Source organism: Streptosporangium saharense (genome assembly GCF_014203715.1).
Classification (GTDB): Bacteria; Actinomycetota; Actinomycetes; order Streptosporangiales; family Streptosporangiaceae; genus Streptosporangium; species Streptosporangium saharense.
Map to the genome: position 1 here is coordinate 857405 of NZ_JACHJP010000001.1, position 16321 is coordinate 873725.

Sequence of the window (16321 nt, forward strand, 5' to 3'; positions counted from 1 at the left end):
GCCGGTCACGGCGGGCCCTTTCGCGTCCCCGGGCCTAGACCAGGTCGGCGGCGTCCGGCGTCCGGGTGCCGGTCACCAGGTAGACCACGTCGCGGGCGACGCGCACCGCGTGGTCGGCGTAACGCTCGTAGTAGCGCCCGATCAGCGTCACGTCGATGGCGGGCTCGACGCCGTGCTTCCAGTCGGGGGCCATCAGGACCTTGAACAGCCTGCGGTGCAGCCTGTCCATCGCGTCGTCGTCGTCCTCAAGCTCAAGGGCGGCGTCCACGTCGCGGGAGGCGATGCAACTACCCGCCTTGGTGACCAGACGCTCGGCGATCTGGCCCATCTCCACGATCGTCGAGCGGACCTCCGCCGGGATCGCCGACTCGGGGTGCCGCAGCCGCGCCACCTTGGCCACGTGCTCGGCCAGGTCGCCCATCCGTTCGAGGTCGGTGCCCATCCGCAGGGCCGCGATGACCACCCGAAGGTCCACGGCGACCGGCTGCTGGGTGGCCATCAGGCCGAAGATCGAGGCCTCGATCTCGGAGAAGATCCGGTCGACCTCCTCGTCTTGGGAGATCACGCTCTCGGCGAGCTGAAGGTCGGAGTCCAGGATTGCGGTGGTGGCCCGGGAGATCGCCGACCTCACCAGTCGGGTCATCTCCACCAGTTGGCCCGTGAGGGCGTCGAGCTCGTCATGGTAGGCGTCGCGCATGGCCCTCACCGTATGTGCGCAACAGTGAACGAACCTCGACCGTAAAGTGAACTTTGCGGGAAAGGCCTTGGTCGTGCCCCCATGAGCTGCCCCAATGGGGAAAGCACCCGCCTACCATCAAGGACGTGAAGCGGACAGGAGGAGCACGTGAGTGAACTGATGGCGAGTCTGGCCGCCCTGGCCGGGTTCGTCGTGGGGGCGCTGGCCGTGATGGTGGTCCGTCAGAACTTGGGGCGAGAGACTCCCGCCGCGTCGGACTCACCCGAGCCCGCCACGCTGCCGCAGGGTGTCGCCTCGGTGCTGGCGGTCCTGCCGTCGTCGGCGGTCGTGCTCGACAAGGAGGACCGGGTGCTGCGGGCCAGTTCGGCCGCGCGGGCCTTCGGTCTCGTACGGGGCGAGAACCTGATGGCGGCCGAACTGCTCGCGCTGGCCAGGCAGGTCCGCAGGGACGGTGAGATCCGCGAGAGCGAGATCGAGGTCGCGGGCCACAAGTTCGGCCAGGACTCGACGAGCTTCGCCGTACGGGTGGCCCCGCTCGGCTCGCACGGGCAGGTGCTGGTGCTCGCCGAGGACCAGACGGAACACCGCAGGGTCGAGGCCGTACGGCGTGACTTCGTGGCCAACGTCAGCCACGAGCTCAAGACACCGGTCGGGGCGCTGTCGCTGCTCGCGGAGACCATCCAGGACGCCGCCGACGACCCCGAGGCCGTCACCCGGTTCGCCGGGCGCATGCAGCACGAGGCCGCGAGGCTCACCTACCTCGTCCAGGACCTCATCACCCTGTCCCGCATCCAGGGGGCGGAACCCATCCCCACCCCTGGACCCGTCCCCGTTGACGAGGTCGTGCACGAGGCCATCGACCGCTGCAACACCACGGCCGCCGCCAAGGACATCACCCTCGTCGCCGGAGGGGCCGAGGGGCTGCGCATCTGGGGCGACGACGATCTCCTCGTCACCGCGCTGCGCAACCTCATCGACAACGCGGTCGCCTACAGCCCCGAGCACACCCGCGTCGTGGTCAGCGCGCGCACCGCGGGGCCGCACAGCGACTCGATCGAGATCAGCGTCAGCGACCAGGGCATCGGCATCCCGGAGAACGCCCAGGAGCGCATCTTCGAGCGGTTCTTCCGCGTGGACGCCGCCCGCTCGCGCGCGACCGGAGGCACGGGCCTCGGCCTGGCCATCGTCAAACACGTCGCCGCCGCCCACAACGGCGCGGTGACGGTGTGGAGCAAGGAAGGGTCGGGCTCCACCTTCACACTTCGTCTGCCCGCCTTCGGCGCGGCAGCCGTACCCCGTACCACCACCATTCCCCTGGAGGCCGCGCAGTGACTCGCGTGCTTGTTGTCGAGGACGAGGAGTCCTTCTCGGACGCCCTGTCGTACATGCTGCGCAAGGAGGGCTTCGAGGTCGCGGTCGCGGCCACGGGTCCCGAGGCGCTGGACACCTTCGACCGCAACGGCGCGGACCTGGTGCTGCTCGACCTGATGCTGCCGGGGCTGCCCGGCACGGAGGTCTGCCGTTCCCTCCGTCAGCGTTCCAACGTCCCGGTGATCATGCTCACCGCCAAGGACAGCGAGATCGACAAGGTCGTCGGCCTCGAACTCGGCGCCGACGACTACGTGACCAAGCCGTTCTCCTCACGGGAGCTGGTCGCCCGCATCCGTGCCGTACTGCGCCGCCAGGGCGACGTCGAGGAGCTTGAGTCGGCCGTCCTGACCGCGGGTCCCGTCAGGATGGACGTGGACCGCCACATCGTCGCCGTCCGCGGCGACCACGTGCAGCTCCCGCTGAAGGAGTTCGAGCTGCTTGAGGTCCTGCTCCGCAACGCGGGACGGGTGCTCACCCGGGGCCAGCTCATCGACCGCGTCTGGGGCGCCGACTACGTGGGCGACACCAAGACCCTGGACGTCCACGTCAAGCGCCTGCGCGCCAAGGTCGAGGCCGATCCCTCCAACCCCCGCTGCATCCTCACGGTGCGAGGCCTCGGCTACAAATTCGACCCCGCCGAGGACTGACCAACCCATTCAACGTTCAAGGGGTACGGCGCACGCCGTACCCCTTGTTGTTTATTTGCCGTTATGAGCCGGTAATTGCATTTGTGCTTTACCGACGCCGTGCGTGAAGAGTGTCGGCTTGGGCGCGTCGGTGAGCTGGACTGAGGAGTGACGGAGCGAAGCGGAGGAGCGACGAGGGAAGTCACCGACTTCAGGCGCCCAAGCCCTGCGGTGCCGTCAGGCGCCGCAAAGCAAGCACAGCCAAGCCCTGCGGCGCCGAAGGCGCCGCAAAGCAAGCAGGGCTAATGACCGTGTTCATCCGTGGCCGGAGCGGTCGGCTCAGCGGGGGCCGTGGGGTCCGCAGGGGCAGCGCCGGTCGTGGTGGCCGAGGGGCTCGGGGTGGGGCCGGCGGTCGAGGCGGGGGCCTGGGGCAGGTCGGCGAACTCGCGGCTGCGGGTGATGACCGGGACCGTCAGCGAGATGACTCCGGCCCTGGCGAACTGGAGCTGCACCGGGATGCTCTCGCCGCCGCTGAGCGCCTTCTTGAGGCCGTCGATCATGATCGTCGGCGTCGGCTTACCGACGTTGACGCGCTGCTGGATCGGCAGGTTCACGGGGGAGACGACCTTGGCGGTGCCGAGGGCGGGGTCCACGCCGAGACCGACGAGCTGGTCGGCGTCCTTGTTGGTGTTCACCAGCGACAGGTAGAGCGGCGTCGCGCCGCCCTCGGCCAGCTTCGAGCCGGAGTCCGGGCCCAGGAAGAACGCCTGGGAGACGGAGATGCCCTTGGCTTCGACGTGGAGGGCCTCGGTCGGGGCGTACGGCTTGTTGGTGATCGCGTCGAACCCGGCGCCGCAGCCGGTCAGGACCGGGGCGGCTGCGAGGAACGCGGCGGCGGCGATCGCCCAGTGACGGCTGTTGCGGGTCACGGTGCGGGTACTCCTTGTCACAAACGGGGCCAGGGCAGAGCCAACCCTATCCGTGGGCTTCGCCGGGTTTTCCGCCGACCCGCCCCATCGCGGGGAGGTGTGGCCCGCAGGTCGCGGGGGCCTTTCAGGCCCCTGATTCACAGAGTCGGACACTTGTCAAGCCTTAATATGCGGCTTTGACCTGCAGTTATGGTGATTTCACTGTTCCGGGAGGCTGTGGATACGTGGTACTCTTGAGTACAGCGGAAGGGGTACTTGTCACATGACTTTCCAGGTCGGCGACACTGTCGTCTACCCCCACCACGGGGCTGCTCGGATCGAGGCCATCACGACCCGAACCATCAAAGGTGAGGAAAGGACCTACCTGGTTCTCAAGGTCGACAAGGGCGACCTTACCGTCCAGGTGCCGGCTGACAACGCCGAACTCGTCGGTGTTCGCGATGTCGTCGGCCAGGAGGGCCTTGAGCGCGTCTTCGACGTGCTTCGCATGCCTCACACCGAAGAGCCCACGAACTGGTCCCGCCGCTACAAGGCCAACCTCGAGAAGCTGGCGTCTGGCGACGTCAACAAGGTGGCCGAGGTCGTTCGCGACCTGTGGCGGCGTGACAAGGAGCGCGGGCTCTCCGCAGGAGAGAAGCGTATGCTCGCCAAGGCGAGGCAGATCTTGGTAAGCGAGCTCGCGCTCGCCGAGAAGACCAACGAAGACAAGGCCGAGGCCCTGCTCGACGAGGTTCTCAACTCCTGAATACATCATTTCCACGGGTGGGCGTCGGGGTCGACGTCCACCCGTTCGCATCCGACCGCGAGTTGCATCTCGCGGGACTTCACTGGCCGGGCGAAACCGGTCTGGCCGGGCATTCGGACGGCGACGCCGCCGCCCACGCCGCCTGTGACGCGCTGCTCTCCGCGGCCGGTCTCGGCGACATCGGCGGCCTCTTCGGCACCGCGGACCCACGCTGGGCCGGTGCCTCCGGCGTCGCCCTGCTTGAGGAGACCGCACGGCAGGTGCGTGCCGCGGGCTTCGAGATCGGCAACGTGGCCGTCCAGGTCGTGGGGAACCGTCCCAAGATGGCGCCGCGCCGTACGGAGGCTGAGAAGGCGCTCAGCGCGGCCGTGGGGGCACCGGTGAGCGTCAGCGCGACCACCACCGACGGTCTGGGGCTGACGGGGCGCGGTGAGGGCGTCGCGGCCATCGCGACCGCGATAGTGGTCAACCACTCTCCGCAGTCAGGCGTCTCCTGATACAGAACGCGTCAGCGTTCCGGCGGGTGGCGCGAAGACCCGCCGCCGCATTCCGAGGTGGCCCGTTTACTGGCGCGGTACGGGCCACCTCCTTTTCTGGAATGACCGGTGAATGTCCTGGGTAACCCCTAATTAGCCATGTCTCGTCATCGGGGGGAGCCGGACATGATTGGCTCGATTATCGCTGCGATCGTCATCGGTGCCATCATCGGTGCCCTCGCCCGTCTGATACTTCCCGGGCGGCAGAACCTGTCGATAGGTCTGACGCTCATCGTGGGTATCGTCGCGGCCCTCATCGGCACCGCCATCGCGGCGGCGCTGGGTCTCACCCACACCAGGGGTATCAACTGGTGGGAGCACATCATCCAGCTCGCGCTCGCGGTGCTCGGAGTGCTGCTGGTGGTCCAGATGCGTGCGAGAAAGACGCACTGAGCGGAAACTTTGCCGTTCCCAGGAATATCCGTGACCCAGGGGGTAGCCAACCTCCCGTGAGCGTGAAGGTCACCTCACTGGGAGGTTCACGATATGACCATCGCATCCATTCTCGGGGCCATCATCATCGGTGCCGTCATCGGCGCTCTGGGTCGTCTCCTGCTTCCCGGTAGGCAGCCGATCGGGTGGATCCTGACCGTTGTGGTCGGCATCGTCGCCGCGCTGATCGGTACCGCCATCGCCCAGGTCCTCGGCGTCGCGACCACGAACGGGATCGACTGGATCGAACTCGTCATGCAGGTCGTCCTCGCCGCCGTCGGTGTCGGCCTGGTCGCGAGCATGCAGCGTTCCAGGGTCTGACCCGAGAGGACGCCGCACCTTGGGAAGACGTCCGAACGCCCGTCCGTCTCCCGTCGCCGGTCCGTTCCGGCGGCGGTGAGCCGGGCGGGCTCCGGCGCGCCGTACCCCGAAAGCACTGACCGCCCCGCGGCGGGGCGTCGCCCACAGATCGGTGAGCGAGAAGCCTGCGGGCCTGTCCGATCCGCGTGAACGCGGCCCCCAGACCGGGCCGGCTCCTTCCAAGGCCCCGGAGCCGGCCCGATTCTCTTATTCCTCGCCTTTTTCCGGCGGGACGGGGGTGCTGCGCATCCGCCCCGAGGGCGCCGCGTCGTCAGCTTTGTCCGTCTCGCCGGATCTCTTCGCGGGCTCGTCGGTCGCCACGGCCATCGGCTGGGTGTCCTCGCCCGGGTCCTCCTCCGCGTCTTTCTCCTCGGCCTTCTCGGCGGGTTCCTCAGGGGAGCGCTGCTCGGCCTCCCACGTCTCGACCCGCTCACTGACCCGCCCCTCCGGCTCCTCCGGCTCATCCGAGGCGTCCTGTACGGCGGAGCGCGGCGGGTGGACGAGGAGGTCGCCGTGGTGAGGCCGTACCAGATCACCCCAGCGCAGCGGCCTGTCAGGCTCGCGCTCAGGCTCAGGCTCCGCTTCCGCGCGGGGGGCGGGGAGCTCGGTGACCTCGGGCGTCTCCGGAGCGGCGGTCGGGCCGACTACCGGTTCCGAGACGGGAACGGTGACGGGCGCGGCGGGCGGGGCGTGGCGCGGCGCGGGTTCGAGCGGGGGAGCGGCCTGCGGGTCGAGCACCACCTCGGAGGGCTGGTGGTGCACCGGCTCCTCGTGCCGCCCCGAGTACTCCTGGTGCGCCGGTCGGGGGAGCGGGACGGGATACTCGGCGGTCGGCAGGTCCCCTTCGGGGAAGGGCACGATGTCGGCCGTACGGCCCGCCGCCGCGGTGTCAGCCGACGCCCGTCTGGCCGCCGCGTGGTTGATCAGCAGCAGCCAGAGCCACAGGGCCAGCAGTAACGCCACCCAGGGGAAGACGGCCACGACCACGGCCGCGCGCCGTACGTCAACGGTGGCCCGGACGGCGGTGGCCGTCTCGGCGGCGACCGCGCCCGCGAGCAGCAGGGTCAGGACCACGCCCGCCTGCAGCCGGATCGGCCAGCGCGCGCCCCGCAGCAGGAGCACGGAGATCAGCGCGACGGCCAGCAGCGCGTCGAAGGCGGCGGGATAGAGGTAGGCGAGGCCGACGGGGGCCTCGCCCGTGATCGCGAGGGCCCGCAGGTCCTCGAAGGAGAGCACACACGCCGCCGCGGCGAGCGCGGCCACGCCTACACCGACCAGGGCGATCCCGGTACGGCGCAGCACGATGGCTGTCCTGCTCTGCTGGGCGGGCGGGATCGAGGACGGGCGGGAGGCGATGCCTGCCGCCGCGGGGGATTTCACGTCCATGGCGCTTCGAGCCTACAGAATCGACACCTGGCATGATCTGTACATCGAAGCACGACAAGGAGGAAAGTTGTCCGAACTATCCGACGACGTGCGGGCGCTCTTCGACGCGGCGAACTACGCCACCGTGACGAGTCTGAACGCGGACGGCAGCCCGCAGGCCAGCGTGATCTGGGTGAAGACCGACGGTGACGACGTGGTGTTCTCCACGGTCAGGGGACGGCGCAAGGCCCGCAACTTCGACCGCGACCCCAGGACCGCCGTCGTGGTGATCGACCACACCAACCCCTTCCGCTACGCGGAGGTGCGCGGCAAGGTCACGGTGACGGAGGACCCGACGGGCGCTCTCATCCAGGAGTTGGCGCACAAATACACCGGCAAGCCCTGGACCGAGTCTCGTCCTGACATCGAGCGGTTGATCGTCCGAGTGATCCCAGAAAAGGTGCATCTGCACGGCTGACCGGGGAATGCGTGGGGCGCCATTCGCCCTCGTTGGTATAAAAAGTGCCGTCGGGCAGTCCCAACGTCTCGTAACACGGCTTGTGAGGTGAGGTAAGGCGTTAGCCTTGCCTCCGTGAGCCTGCACCTATACGACACCAGCGCACGTACGGTCCGCGAGTTCGTTCCGGTCGAGTCCGGCCGGGCGTCGATCTACCTGTGTGGTGCCACCGTGCAGGCTCCTCCGCATATCGGGCACATCCGCTCCGGCGTCAACTTCGACGTGCTGCGCCGGTGGATGATCCGGTCCGGCTACGACGTCACGTTCTGCCGCAACGTCACCGACATCGATGACAAGATCATCAGGGTCGCGGCGGCCGAGGGCGTGCCGTGGTTCGTCGTCGCAGAGCGCAACCAGCGCGCCTTCACCTGGGCCTACCAGATTCTCGGCTGCCTTCCGCCGACCGTCGAGCCCAGGGCCACCGGCCACGTGCCCGAGATGATTGAGCTGATGGAACGGCTCATCGCCGCCGGGCACGCCTACCCGGCGGGCGGTGACGTCTACTTCGACGTCGTCTCCTACGCAGACCGGTACGGCTCGCTGTCCAACCAGCGCCTGGAGAACATGAGGGCGGCCGGGGACACCGACACCGACTCAGCCAAGCACGACCCGCGTGACTTCGCGCTGTGGAAGGGCGAGAAGCCCGGCGAGCCGACCTGGCCGACCCCCTGGGGGCGTGGCCGTCCCGGCTGGCACCTGGAGTGCTCCGCCATGGCGACCAAGTATCTCGGCCCGACCTTCGACATCCACGGCGGCGGCGTCGACCTGATCTTCCCGCACCACGAGAACGAGCTGACCCAGTCGCAGGCGGCCGGTGACGGCTTCGCCCGCTACTGGATGCACAACGGGATGCTCAAGATCGGCGCGGAGAAGATGAGCAAGTCGCTCGGCAACTCCCTGCTGATCCCCGAGGTGACCAAGAAGGTCCGCCCGGTCGAGTTGCGCTACTACCTGGCGGCCCCGCACTACCGTTCCGCGATCGAGTACTCCGAGGAGGCGCTGGCCGAGGCCGCCGCCGCCTACCAGCGCATCGAGGGGTTCGTCACCAGGGCCGCCGAGGTGATCCACGACGTGGACGCCCACGCGCCGCTGCCCCAGGCGTTCGTCGACGCCCTCGACGACGACCTGGGCACCCCGCAGGCGCTCGCGGTCGTGCACGAGGTGGTCAAGGAGGGCAACGTCGCCCTCGCCCAGGGCAACAAGGAGCAGGTGGCCAGGCTCCTGGCCGAGACGCAGAACATGCTCGACGTGCTCGGTCTCGACCCCCGCTCCGAGCAGTGGCGCTCCTCCGGCGACGACTCCGGCCTGCGCGCGACCGTCGACGCGCTGGTCGGCGTGGCCCTCGAACAGCGTCAGGCGGCCAGGGCTCGCAAGGACTTCGCGGCGGCCGACGGCATCCGTGACCAGCTCGCCCGGGCGGGCATCGTCGTCGAGGACACCGCCCAGGGACCGCGCTGGGAACTTTCCCGGTAGACGCAGGCCATACCCTAGACACCATGGCTGCTGGCGGTAGAGGGTCCGGACGACCCGCGAAGAAGAAGAGTCCGACCAAGGGCACGGGCGGTAACAAGCGCCGTGGCCTTGAGGGCAGGGGCGCGACCCCGCCGGCGCACCTGCGGCACTGGCACAAGGACAAGGCCAGGACCGAACGGGTCGAGCGGGAGGAACGCACCGGCGGCAAGACCTCCGCCGCGCGTCCGCAGACCCGCACCAGGCGCAGCGAGGACGCCCCCGAGTACATCGGCGGGCGCAACCCCGTCCTGGAGGCGCTGCGTGCGGGTGTGCCCGCCGCCGCCATGTACGTCGCGCTGCGCATCGACAACGACGACCGCGTCAAGGAGGCCGTACGGCTGGCCGCCGAGCGGGGCATCGCGCTCCTTGAGGTCGGCAGGGAGAAGCTGGACCGGCTGACCGAGGGCGGCATCCACCAGGGCGTCGCCCTGCAGATCCCGGCGTACGAGTACGCCCACCCCGACGACCTCGTGAGCATCGCCCAGGAGGCGGGAGAGGTGCCGTTGATCGTCGCGCTCGACAGCGTCACCGACCCGCGTAACCTCGGCGCCATCGCCCGTTCCGCGACCGCCTTCGGCGCCCACGGCCTGCTGGTCCCCTCCCGCCGTTCCGCCGGGGTCACCGGAGGGGCCTGGAAGACCTCCGCGGGCACGCTGGCCACCCTGACCGTCGCCCGTGCCTCCAACCTGACCTCTGCCCTGCGGGAGTACCGCGAGGCGGGCCTGTTCGTCGTCGGCCTCGACGGTGAGGGCAGCGTGGACCTGGAGAAGGCCAACCTTCTCGACGGCCCACTGGTCATCGTGGTCGGCTCCGAGGGCAAGGGCCTGTCGCGCCTGGTCGCCGAGTCTTGTGACCTGGTGGTACGCATTCCCATGCACGCCGCGGCCGAGTCGCTCAACGCGGGTGTAGCGGCGGGCATCGCGCTGTACGAGGTGGCTCGCCACCGCCGCCGCTGACTTTCTCTCCGCCGGGGCGGCCGTACGGAAATCGGCGTTTCGGCGGCTCCGTCGGTGACGTCCACCGTTCGGGCCGACTACACTCATCAGTTGACCATGCCGACGTAGCTCAATCGGCAGAGCAACAGTCTTGTAAACTGTAGGTCAGGGGTTCGATTCCCCTCGTCGGCTCGTGAAGAACCCCCAGGCACCTGGGGGTTCTTACTTTTGTTGGTCCGATCTTCCTCGCGGGGGCGACCGGCAGTCGGACGACTCCCGGACAGCGACCTTTCAGGAGAACAGAGTGGCAATCGCCTCGGCCGCCTCCCGGGCCACTCCCGGCGTGATCGACGTGTGTGACGGAATCCGTCATCACCAGATACCTGGGGACGTACAGGACGGCAGTTGAAGAAGCCGCGATCGGCTGGAGCAACCTTTCCTTGGAGAGGCTCAAGTCGGCCGCCACGACAGCTCCCATCGTGCGCTTCTACACTCCTTGACGTCTTGGGCTCTGAGGTGCTGCCACTCGCGGAGTTCAGTCGGCACGTCACGTTCATTGGCCCTCGGCGATGCAGTGCAACGCCGAGAACTGCGTCATCTCCGTGATGTTCATGTGCTCGCTGCTCGGGTCCGTTGACGAGACTCTCAACGGACCGGAGCAGCAGTAAGAGCAGGTGGAGCTTCTGGCGGGGGCGATGCGGTTACGCGAAAAGATCCTCCGGATCGCGGCCCTCGGCTAGTTCGCCGGTTCCTGCTAGTAGCACATTGGAGGTGCGGCCATCGGCGCTAGCCGGATCGGCGCCAACCTGGACAGCACGCAGTCCCGCACCGGCTAGGGCTTCCGCCGCGATATCCGCCGCCTTCTCCTGGCGGTCTGTCGGAACCACTAGGTAGAGCCGGACATGGTTGTCCTGGATGAAAAGGCAGGCGCCGTTCAGGGAGGAGGTATCGACCGGGAAACCGGTGTCGTCGTCTCGGACGTCGAAACCAGCCGCGATGAGAGCCGCTTCGGTCTGTCGGCGGAGGTCCTGAAGATTCATGAGTATTGCTCGTCTTACGTTAGGTATTGATCATCTCCGGAGTGGGATGATCACTGCTTTCGAGCGTACGCGCGATCGAGACCGGATTGTTAGTTCAGCCCGCCCGGCACCTCGAAAGCCCTCCTTCCGGAGATCATGAGACGTGGCAGTGACAGTCTCTGGGGTCCCGGTTCCTCGAAACGGGCCGCCGAAGGGGCTACGCGAAGGCGCCTCTATCTTCGACCGTTCCCCCTGGCCGGTCAGGTAGAGGTACGGGTAGCAGCGCCGCTACCTGTTCTGGAACGGAGCCTGGCCATCCTTCCCGCCGTCCTGGTAATCGCGTGGCGCTCCTGCGAGTGTCACGGCGGGGTTCGGGGAGAAAGATGCAGGCCAGGGCGGGTTCACGGATCGCGGCACCCGGTATGGCACTCTCGTGACACCCGTGGCGGCAAGATCAAAAACTTTCTCGCGCGCATCCCGTACGCAGTCGTATGTGTGACTCGGGCCATCAACTGCACCAGGAGTTCGATATTCCAGGTGACTCGGGTTTTCGCATCGAAAATCTGCTAATATGGTTTTCGTAGTGAAAAGCCTATGCCACGGGGGGAAACGTGTCTAACTCCAACAAGGGGGGCCGGCCGTCGGTCGGCACCCCCATCACCACAACGATCCCGGATGACTTGCTGGCCGAGATCGACCAGCAGGCCGCCATGTCCGGAGTCACCCGGGCGGCCGAGGTGCGGGACCTGTTGGCCAGCTCAATCGGATTGTTCAGGGGGCCAATCGAGCTGCCCGTCTCCGAATGGAGCGACGTGGCCGAGAAGGTGCGTCCCGTCACCGAACTCCTGGTGCGCTGGATCGGCCACACCCCAGCCAAAGCACTCAAGCGGTATCGGGACTACCGTGTCCGCTCGCTCGACCCCGACCGCCTCCTTCGAGTGATCGGGGTAGCCCGGGGAGAACTCCTGCTCGCCAAAGAATCCGGCGTGTCTCCGGCCCCGGAGCTGATCGCCTGGCTGAGTGGCGAGAACGGGCGCCCTGCCCGCAGCCTGCTGGCCGCGACGGTCAAGCAGGGACTCGACCAAAAGGGAATCCTCAACGCCATCCAGCTTGTGGACCGTGTGAACACTGTTATCGACAAGGAAGCGAACCTGCACGAGGGAAGCGCTGACGTCGAGGTCTGGCTGACCAACGCTTACGAGATTCGCATCCGGATGGGCGAGCAGTGGCTGGGGGATTACAACATCGCCAAGAGCGTGGAGGAAGAGCTCAACCGAGCCGGGTTCGACCTGTTTGGTACTGCCCCCGCTGTGGACATCTGCACGCTGCTGGCAGAGCGGGCCGAAGTTGAGGTACGAGCTCGTCCCTAAGCGTCGAGCTTGTCCCAGCGTACGTCGTCTGGTCGGGTTGTGGTTCAAGGTGGCCGACGTCCCGGTTTGGATGCCCGGGTCCGACGTCGGACCCGGACACTCTCAGAACTGGGCGTACGGCGGGCCGATGACGGGCGGCATGGGCGTCGGAAGGGCCCAAGGAGGTATGTTCCAAGGCCCGGACCCCCTGGACGTCTGGGGTTGTCTGGCCACCCACCTGCAGAAACGCTCTTTTTGCTTTTTCCTGGGGCTGTTGCGACTCAGTAGCCCATGAGGAAGTAGAAGCCGAAGCGCGGGAGGTCGGTGTTGTATTCGCAGGGGTCGACGAAGCGGTAGGGCGGGTGCGCGAGGGTGTAGTCCCGGTATTCGTTGCACTCTTTCAGAGTCTTGAAGGGGCCCACCCACATTATCTGTGAGCCGGTCTGAGCAGTGGCGGCGGTGGGGGCGGCCAGGACGGTGGTGCCCAGTGCCGCCGTTAGCAGGGCGGTGTGGAGTCTGCGGATCTTCACTGCGGGTGGCTCCTCACGGCTGGGTAGGAGGACACCTCAAGATGACCACCGGTCGTTGGGACCGGGGAGCTCTCGGTTCTCCATATTTCGGCTGCATGGTCCTGCTTTGCCGCCTGCTGGATCGGACCCGAATCGGCGTCGGTCATGGCTCGGTGAAGTGATCGCGTGTGGCCCGCGACGCAGGAGCGACATCGGCCCTGAAGGGGTTCCTGATTCTTTCGGCACCACCCTGACGGCGTGAACTCCTGAGAGGTCCATGACCAACGTCGTTCTGATGGGCGGTGGAGCTTCTGGTGGCCGGTGGTTTCGGGCGACCGCCGTGTGTGATGGTTCGCCAGAATAGTGGGATGCCCCGACCGGTTTCCGCCGACCTTCTGGAGATCGCTGAAGCGCTTGTCCCCGGCGCTCCACCTGACTCCGCACGCCTCGCCGAGGACGGGAACATGCACCACGTCGTGCTGTTCCCCGGTGTCGCCGCCGTGCGTATCAGCAGGCGCCCCGATGCCGCCGCCGAGCTGCCGCGCCGGGTCGAGATTCTTCGGAGCGTCGCGGCGGTAGGTCTGCCTTTCGCCGTACCGGAGCCGCTGACCGAGGTGGCCGCGTTCGGGGAGCGCGCGGCCGTCGCGATTTCGTGGATCGGCGGGGAGGGGCTACCGGAGGGCGTCGGGGACCCGGGGGCGTTCGGCCTGCTTCTGGAGGCGCTGCGTGAGGTCGAGATCTCGCCGGAGCTTGAGGCCGTTCTCCACAGGCCGCGCCGGTGTGCCGATGGCCTGGGGTGGGCCGACATTCTGAACGACGAGATCGTTCCGCGCCTGCCGACGAAGTGGCGTGACGGAGTCCGGCGACGGCTGGACACGCTGCTGGCGCTTGAGGAGGTCCCGGCCAGGCTCGTCCACGGCGATCTTGGTGGAGGCAACGTCCACTTCGGCGAGGAGGGCAGGCTGATCGGCGTCCTCGACTGGGACATGGCGATCCTGTCCGACCCGGCGATCGACGCGGCACTTGTCGCGACCTGGCACGGCTGGGATGTCCTCCGTACCACCGACGAGGAGACCAACCGACGCGCCCGGGCCTGGAACGACGTGGTCGGGGTCGAGCACCTCCACGCGGTGTTCACCGGCGAACCGGTGTCGCGTGTCGATGGTTTCGTCCGTTCTGTTGTTGCCTGGTTGGAGGGGCGTGACTGATGCCCTCTCCTCGGGTGGCCGACCAAGGGGACGGACTCAAGCCAGGGGTCAGAGCACGGGCAGGTCCATCACCCACCCAAGGCTTCAACACGCCCACCTGAGAGGGAACATCACGCTTGGCCCGGACCCGCGCCGAGCCGGGCAACTCGTCCAGCGATGATCGGCAAGTGGCGGCGCACAGCGTGGGATCACCTTGTTAGTACCCGGACCTGGTCGGCCGGAGGGGCGGTCACGGTCGTGCCTCCCCAGTGGGAGAAGGTGACCTCCGCCGGGGCCTTCGCGGTCAGGCGTTGCCGTACCGGACGCCCCTGGTTGTCGAGCCAGAGATCGTACGTGGCCCGTGGGCCGAACTCCTTGAGCAACTTCTCGCGTAGCCGTGCCTGTGCCGCTTTGTCACCGGCCCGGACCAGGGCGTACTCGTCCCCGGTGTCCCGCGTGAACGGCAGCGGGTCGTACGCGTCGAGGAACGTGCCGAGATCCACCTCGTCGAGTGCCGCCCGCACGTCGATGGTGACCGTGTAACGGTCGAGATCACCATCGGGCGCCGGGCCGCTCGCTCGTCCCCGCGCTGCCAGCAGCGCGTGCACCCGGTGGCTGTTCACCAGTGTCATCGCCTGGCTTGTCACCATGGTGACACCGAGCAGGTTGTACGGCTCGTGCTCTTCGGTGATCCTGTCCCAGGTCTTGCCGGGTGCCACCTCCTCTCCCGGTGTCTGCATGTAGGCGGCACCGCCCGTCTGGATGAGCCGTCCGCGCAGGCCCCCGCCCAGATCGGCGAAGGCGTCCTGGTCCTGTCCCCTGATGACCACGGTGGCGCTCTGGATTCCACTCTTCGCCACCCGCTTGACGTCCGGGTGCGCCTGTAGATACGTCTCGACATATCCGGCGATTTCGGGGGCGGTCCTCGCTCCCGAACTGCAACCCGCCGCCAGCAGCGCCAACACGACGATCGCCATGTATTTAGGCACACCGGGCATGCTCGCACCGTCGCGTGCAGATTCTCCTGGGCGGGACGTGTGGATCGCGTGCAGAAAGATCGGCCCGAAGCCGAGTCCGCCGATCGTCGACGCGTGGATGGAAGTGGCGATGCCCTTACCGAAACACTAAGCACTTGATCGACTACTGATGGTTATGTCCGCGAGGTTCCCGGTTATGTTCCGTGAGGTCATCCACCCCACGGAAGGACCTCTCGTGCGCCTGACCCACCCTCTGCTCACCACCGCCCTGGCCACCCTTGTCGCCGCCACAGCCGTGGTCCTGGTCCCGTCCAGCTCGGCCTGGGCGGGGAACGGCTCGCTGTGGATCAACGGCCGACGTCACCACAACCCCAGCGGCTGCTTCACCGTCATGGGACGGCTTTCGATGACCAACCGCACCAACACGGCGGCCATCCTCTACAGGGGCGACAGGTGCAACAGCCGGATCCTCGGCGCCCTCGGGCCCGAGCAGCGCAACACGTGGGAGTTCGTCGGCAGCGTCTACGTCCAGTAGCACGGCACCGGCTGACGCCCTCGTCCATCAAGGGGCGGGGGCGTCGTCGCGTCCGACGTTGGACAGCTCGGCCTGATGGCGGAGGGGGCGCAGGGGCGGTGCGTGGCGCCATGATCACGTGTAGGTGAACGTTGGCCGTCGGCAACGGTCCGTGCCGTAACTGCCGTTGCGGAATGCTCATTGATGTCCGCTTCTGGTCATGAGATGAGAGCGGTCTCCCGGGTTACCTTCAAGGCGCTCCCCCGAACGGTCTCGCCAACCTTCTCGTGAAGGGCACTCCCATGTCCTTGATCAAACGTCTCGCCGTCACCGCTGCTGCGACGATGCTCGCTGTCCCGTTGGCGGCGGCTCCGGCCACCGCTGTCGCCACCCGCACCTACGTCTGCGCTCAGGGAGGATGGGTGGACTGGTATCCGTTCCAGGTGATGTCCCTGGAAGGCCAAGGGTGCACCGGGCCGGACGGGTTGGGCGGGCCCGGCGTGATCACCGTATCTTCCTGGGGAAAGACCTATAGCTGTGAGTCCGTGCTGTGGGCTTCCACAAAAGCCTCCGCAATCGGCTTCCGCTGCGTCCTGGCGTAGCAAGTCCTGGACATGACAGCGCCCCAGCCCAGAAGGACGGGGGCGCCGCGTCCGCGAAGTTCTCTCGGGAGCACTGTCGCCTCCGCCTCACTCCCCACGAACGGCCATGCTTCCGGCAGCCAAACGTGATCAGGCCGGC

General features: G+C 67.5%; 19 protein-coding genes and 1 tRNA gene. 14 read left to right on the top strand and 6 right to left on the bottom strand.

What is annotated here, in order from left to right:
• Positions 1-34: 34 nt before the first annotated feature.
• Positions 35-697 carry a phosphate signaling complex protein PhoU gene (gene phoU, locus FHS44_RS04195; protein WP_184712521.1) on the bottom strand — a complete coding sequence of 221 codons (663 nt, stop codon included), beginning with the start codon at positions 695-697 and terminating at the stop codon, positions 35-37.
• A 159-nt stretch (positions 698-856) separates the two neighbouring features.
• Between phoU and FHS44_RS04200 the strand changes: the two genes are divergently transcribed.
• A complete protein-coding gene (locus FHS44_RS04200; protein WP_184713431.1) occupies positions 857-2029 on the top strand; it encodes a sensor histidine kinase in 1173 nt (390 codons plus the stop codon).
• On the top strand, positions 2026-2715 hold the full coding sequence (locus FHS44_RS04205) for a response regulator (RefSeq protein WP_184712522.1): 690 nt from the start codon (positions 2026-2028) through the stop codon (positions 2713-2715). The genes FHS44_RS04200 and FHS44_RS04205 overlap by 4 nt, the downstream gene beginning before the upstream one ends.
• Before the next feature lie 281 nt (positions 2716-2996).
• Here the strand turns inward: FHS44_RS04205 and FHS44_RS04210 are convergent, their stop codons facing one another.
• Positions 2997-3623, bottom strand: coding sequence for a copper chaperone PCu(A)C domain-containing protein (locus FHS44_RS04210; RefSeq protein WP_184712523.1), 627 nt, complete (start codon positions 3621-3623; stop codon positions 2997-2999).
• A 262-nt stretch (positions 3624-3885) separates the two neighbouring features.
• On the opposite strand from FHS44_RS04210, the gene FHS44_RS04215 reads away from it, so the two are divergent.
• From FHS44_RS04215 to FHS44_RS04230, 4 genes are all read left to right on the top strand, one after another.
• Positions 3886-4368 carry a CarD family transcriptional regulator gene (locus tag FHS44_RS04215; RefSeq protein ID WP_012887713.1) on the top strand — a complete coding sequence of 161 codons (483 nt, stop codon included), beginning with the start codon at positions 3886-3888 and terminating at the stop codon, positions 4366-4368.
• Positions 4369-4385: 17 nt separating this feature from the next.
• Positions 4386-4865 carry a 2-C-methyl-D-erythritol 2,4-cyclodiphosphate synthase gene (gene ispF, locus FHS44_RS04220; RefSeq protein ID WP_184712524.1) on the top strand — a complete coding sequence of 160 codons (480 nt, stop codon included), beginning with the start codon at positions 4386-4388 and terminating at the stop codon, positions 4863-4865.
• Positions 4866-5030: 165 nt separating this feature from the next.
• A complete protein-coding gene (locus FHS44_RS04225) occupies positions 5031-5297 on the top strand; it encodes a GlsB/YeaQ/YmgE family stress response membrane protein (RefSeq protein WP_184712525.1) in 267 nt (88 codons plus the stop codon).
• Positions 5298-5390: 93 nt separating this feature from the next.
• Entirely contained in the window at positions 5391-5657 is a 267-nt protein-coding gene (locus FHS44_RS04230) for a GlsB/YeaQ/YmgE family stress response membrane protein (protein WP_184712526.1), read from the top strand.
• 246 nt (positions 5658-5903) lie between these two features.
• Here the strand turns inward: FHS44_RS04230 and FHS44_RS04235 are convergent, their stop codons facing one another.
• Positions 5904-7082, bottom strand: a complete 1179-nt coding sequence (locus FHS44_RS04235) for a DUF2637 domain-containing protein (protein ID WP_184712527.1) — start codon at positions 7080-7082, stop codon at positions 5904-5906.
• A gap of 67 nt (positions 7083-7149) precedes the next feature.
• Between FHS44_RS04235 and FHS44_RS04240 the strand changes: the two genes are divergently transcribed.
• The 4 genes from FHS44_RS04240 to FHS44_RS04255 all read left to right on the top strand — a co-directional run bounded on the left by FHS44_RS04240 (position 7150) and on the right by FHS44_RS04255 (position 10217).
• Positions 7150-7539, top strand: coding sequence for a PPOX class F420-dependent oxidoreductase (locus tag FHS44_RS04240; protein WP_184712528.1), 390 nt, complete (start codon positions 7150-7152; stop codon positions 7537-7539).
• A 114-nt stretch (positions 7540-7653) separates the two neighbouring features.
• Entirely contained in the window at positions 7654-9051 is a 1398-nt protein-coding gene (gene cysS / locus FHS44_RS04245; protein WP_184712529.1) for a cysteine--tRNA ligase, read from the top strand.
• A 23-nt stretch (positions 9052-9074) separates the two neighbouring features.
• Entirely contained in the window at positions 9075-10046 is a 972-nt protein-coding gene (gene rlmB / locus FHS44_RS04250) for a 23S rRNA (guanosine(2251)-2'-O)-methyltransferase RlmB (protein ID WP_184712530.1), read from the top strand.
• Positions 10047-10144: 98 nt separating this feature from the next.
• A tRNA-Thr gene (locus tag FHS44_RS04255) sits at positions 10145-10217 on the top strand.
• Between the two features lie 509 nt (positions 10218-10726).
• Here FHS44_RS04255 and FHS44_RS04260 read toward each other — a convergent pair.
• Entirely contained in the window at positions 10727-11065 is a 339-nt protein-coding gene (locus FHS44_RS04260) for a hypothetical protein (RefSeq protein WP_184712531.1), read from the bottom strand.
• Positions 11066-11655: 590 nt separating this feature from the next.
• Here FHS44_RS04260 and FHS44_RS04265 point away from each other — a divergent pair.
• Entirely contained in the window at positions 11656-12414 is a 759-nt protein-coding gene (locus FHS44_RS04265) for a hypothetical protein (protein ID WP_184712532.1), read from the top strand.
• Positions 12415-12674: 260 nt separating this feature from the next.
• Here FHS44_RS04265 and FHS44_RS04270 read toward each other — a convergent pair whose 3' ends face one another.
• Positions 12675-12923, bottom strand: coding sequence for a hypothetical protein (locus FHS44_RS04270; RefSeq protein ID WP_184712533.1), 249 nt, complete (start codon positions 12921-12923; stop codon positions 12675-12677).
• 347 nt (positions 12924-13270) lie between these two features.
• Here FHS44_RS04270 and FHS44_RS04275 point away from each other — a divergent pair, with 347 nt between their 5' ends.
• Positions 13271-14110 (top strand): aminoglycoside phosphotransferase family protein, encoded by an 840-nt coding sequence (locus tag FHS44_RS04275; protein WP_184712534.1) that lies wholly within the window; start codon positions 13271-13273, stop codon positions 14108-14110.
• A gap of 188 nt (positions 14111-14298) precedes the next feature.
• Here the strand turns inward: FHS44_RS04275 and FHS44_RS04280 are convergent, their stop codons facing one another.
• A complete protein-coding gene (locus FHS44_RS04280; protein ID WP_184712535.1) occupies positions 14299-15078 on the bottom strand; it encodes a hypothetical protein in 780 nt (259 codons plus the stop codon).
• 223 nt (positions 15079-15301) lie between these two features.
• Between FHS44_RS04280 and FHS44_RS04285 the strand changes: the two genes are divergently transcribed.
• A complete protein-coding gene (locus tag FHS44_RS04285; protein WP_184712536.1) occupies positions 15302-15601 on the top strand; it encodes a hypothetical protein in 300 nt (99 codons plus the stop codon).
• A gap of 281 nt (positions 15602-15882) precedes the next feature.
• Positions 15883-16182 carry a hypothetical protein gene (locus FHS44_RS04290; RefSeq protein ID WP_184712537.1) on the top strand — a complete coding sequence of 100 codons (300 nt, stop codon included), beginning with the start codon at positions 15883-15885 and terminating at the stop codon, positions 16180-16182.
• The last annotated feature ends 139 nt before the right edge of the window (positions 16183-16321 follow it).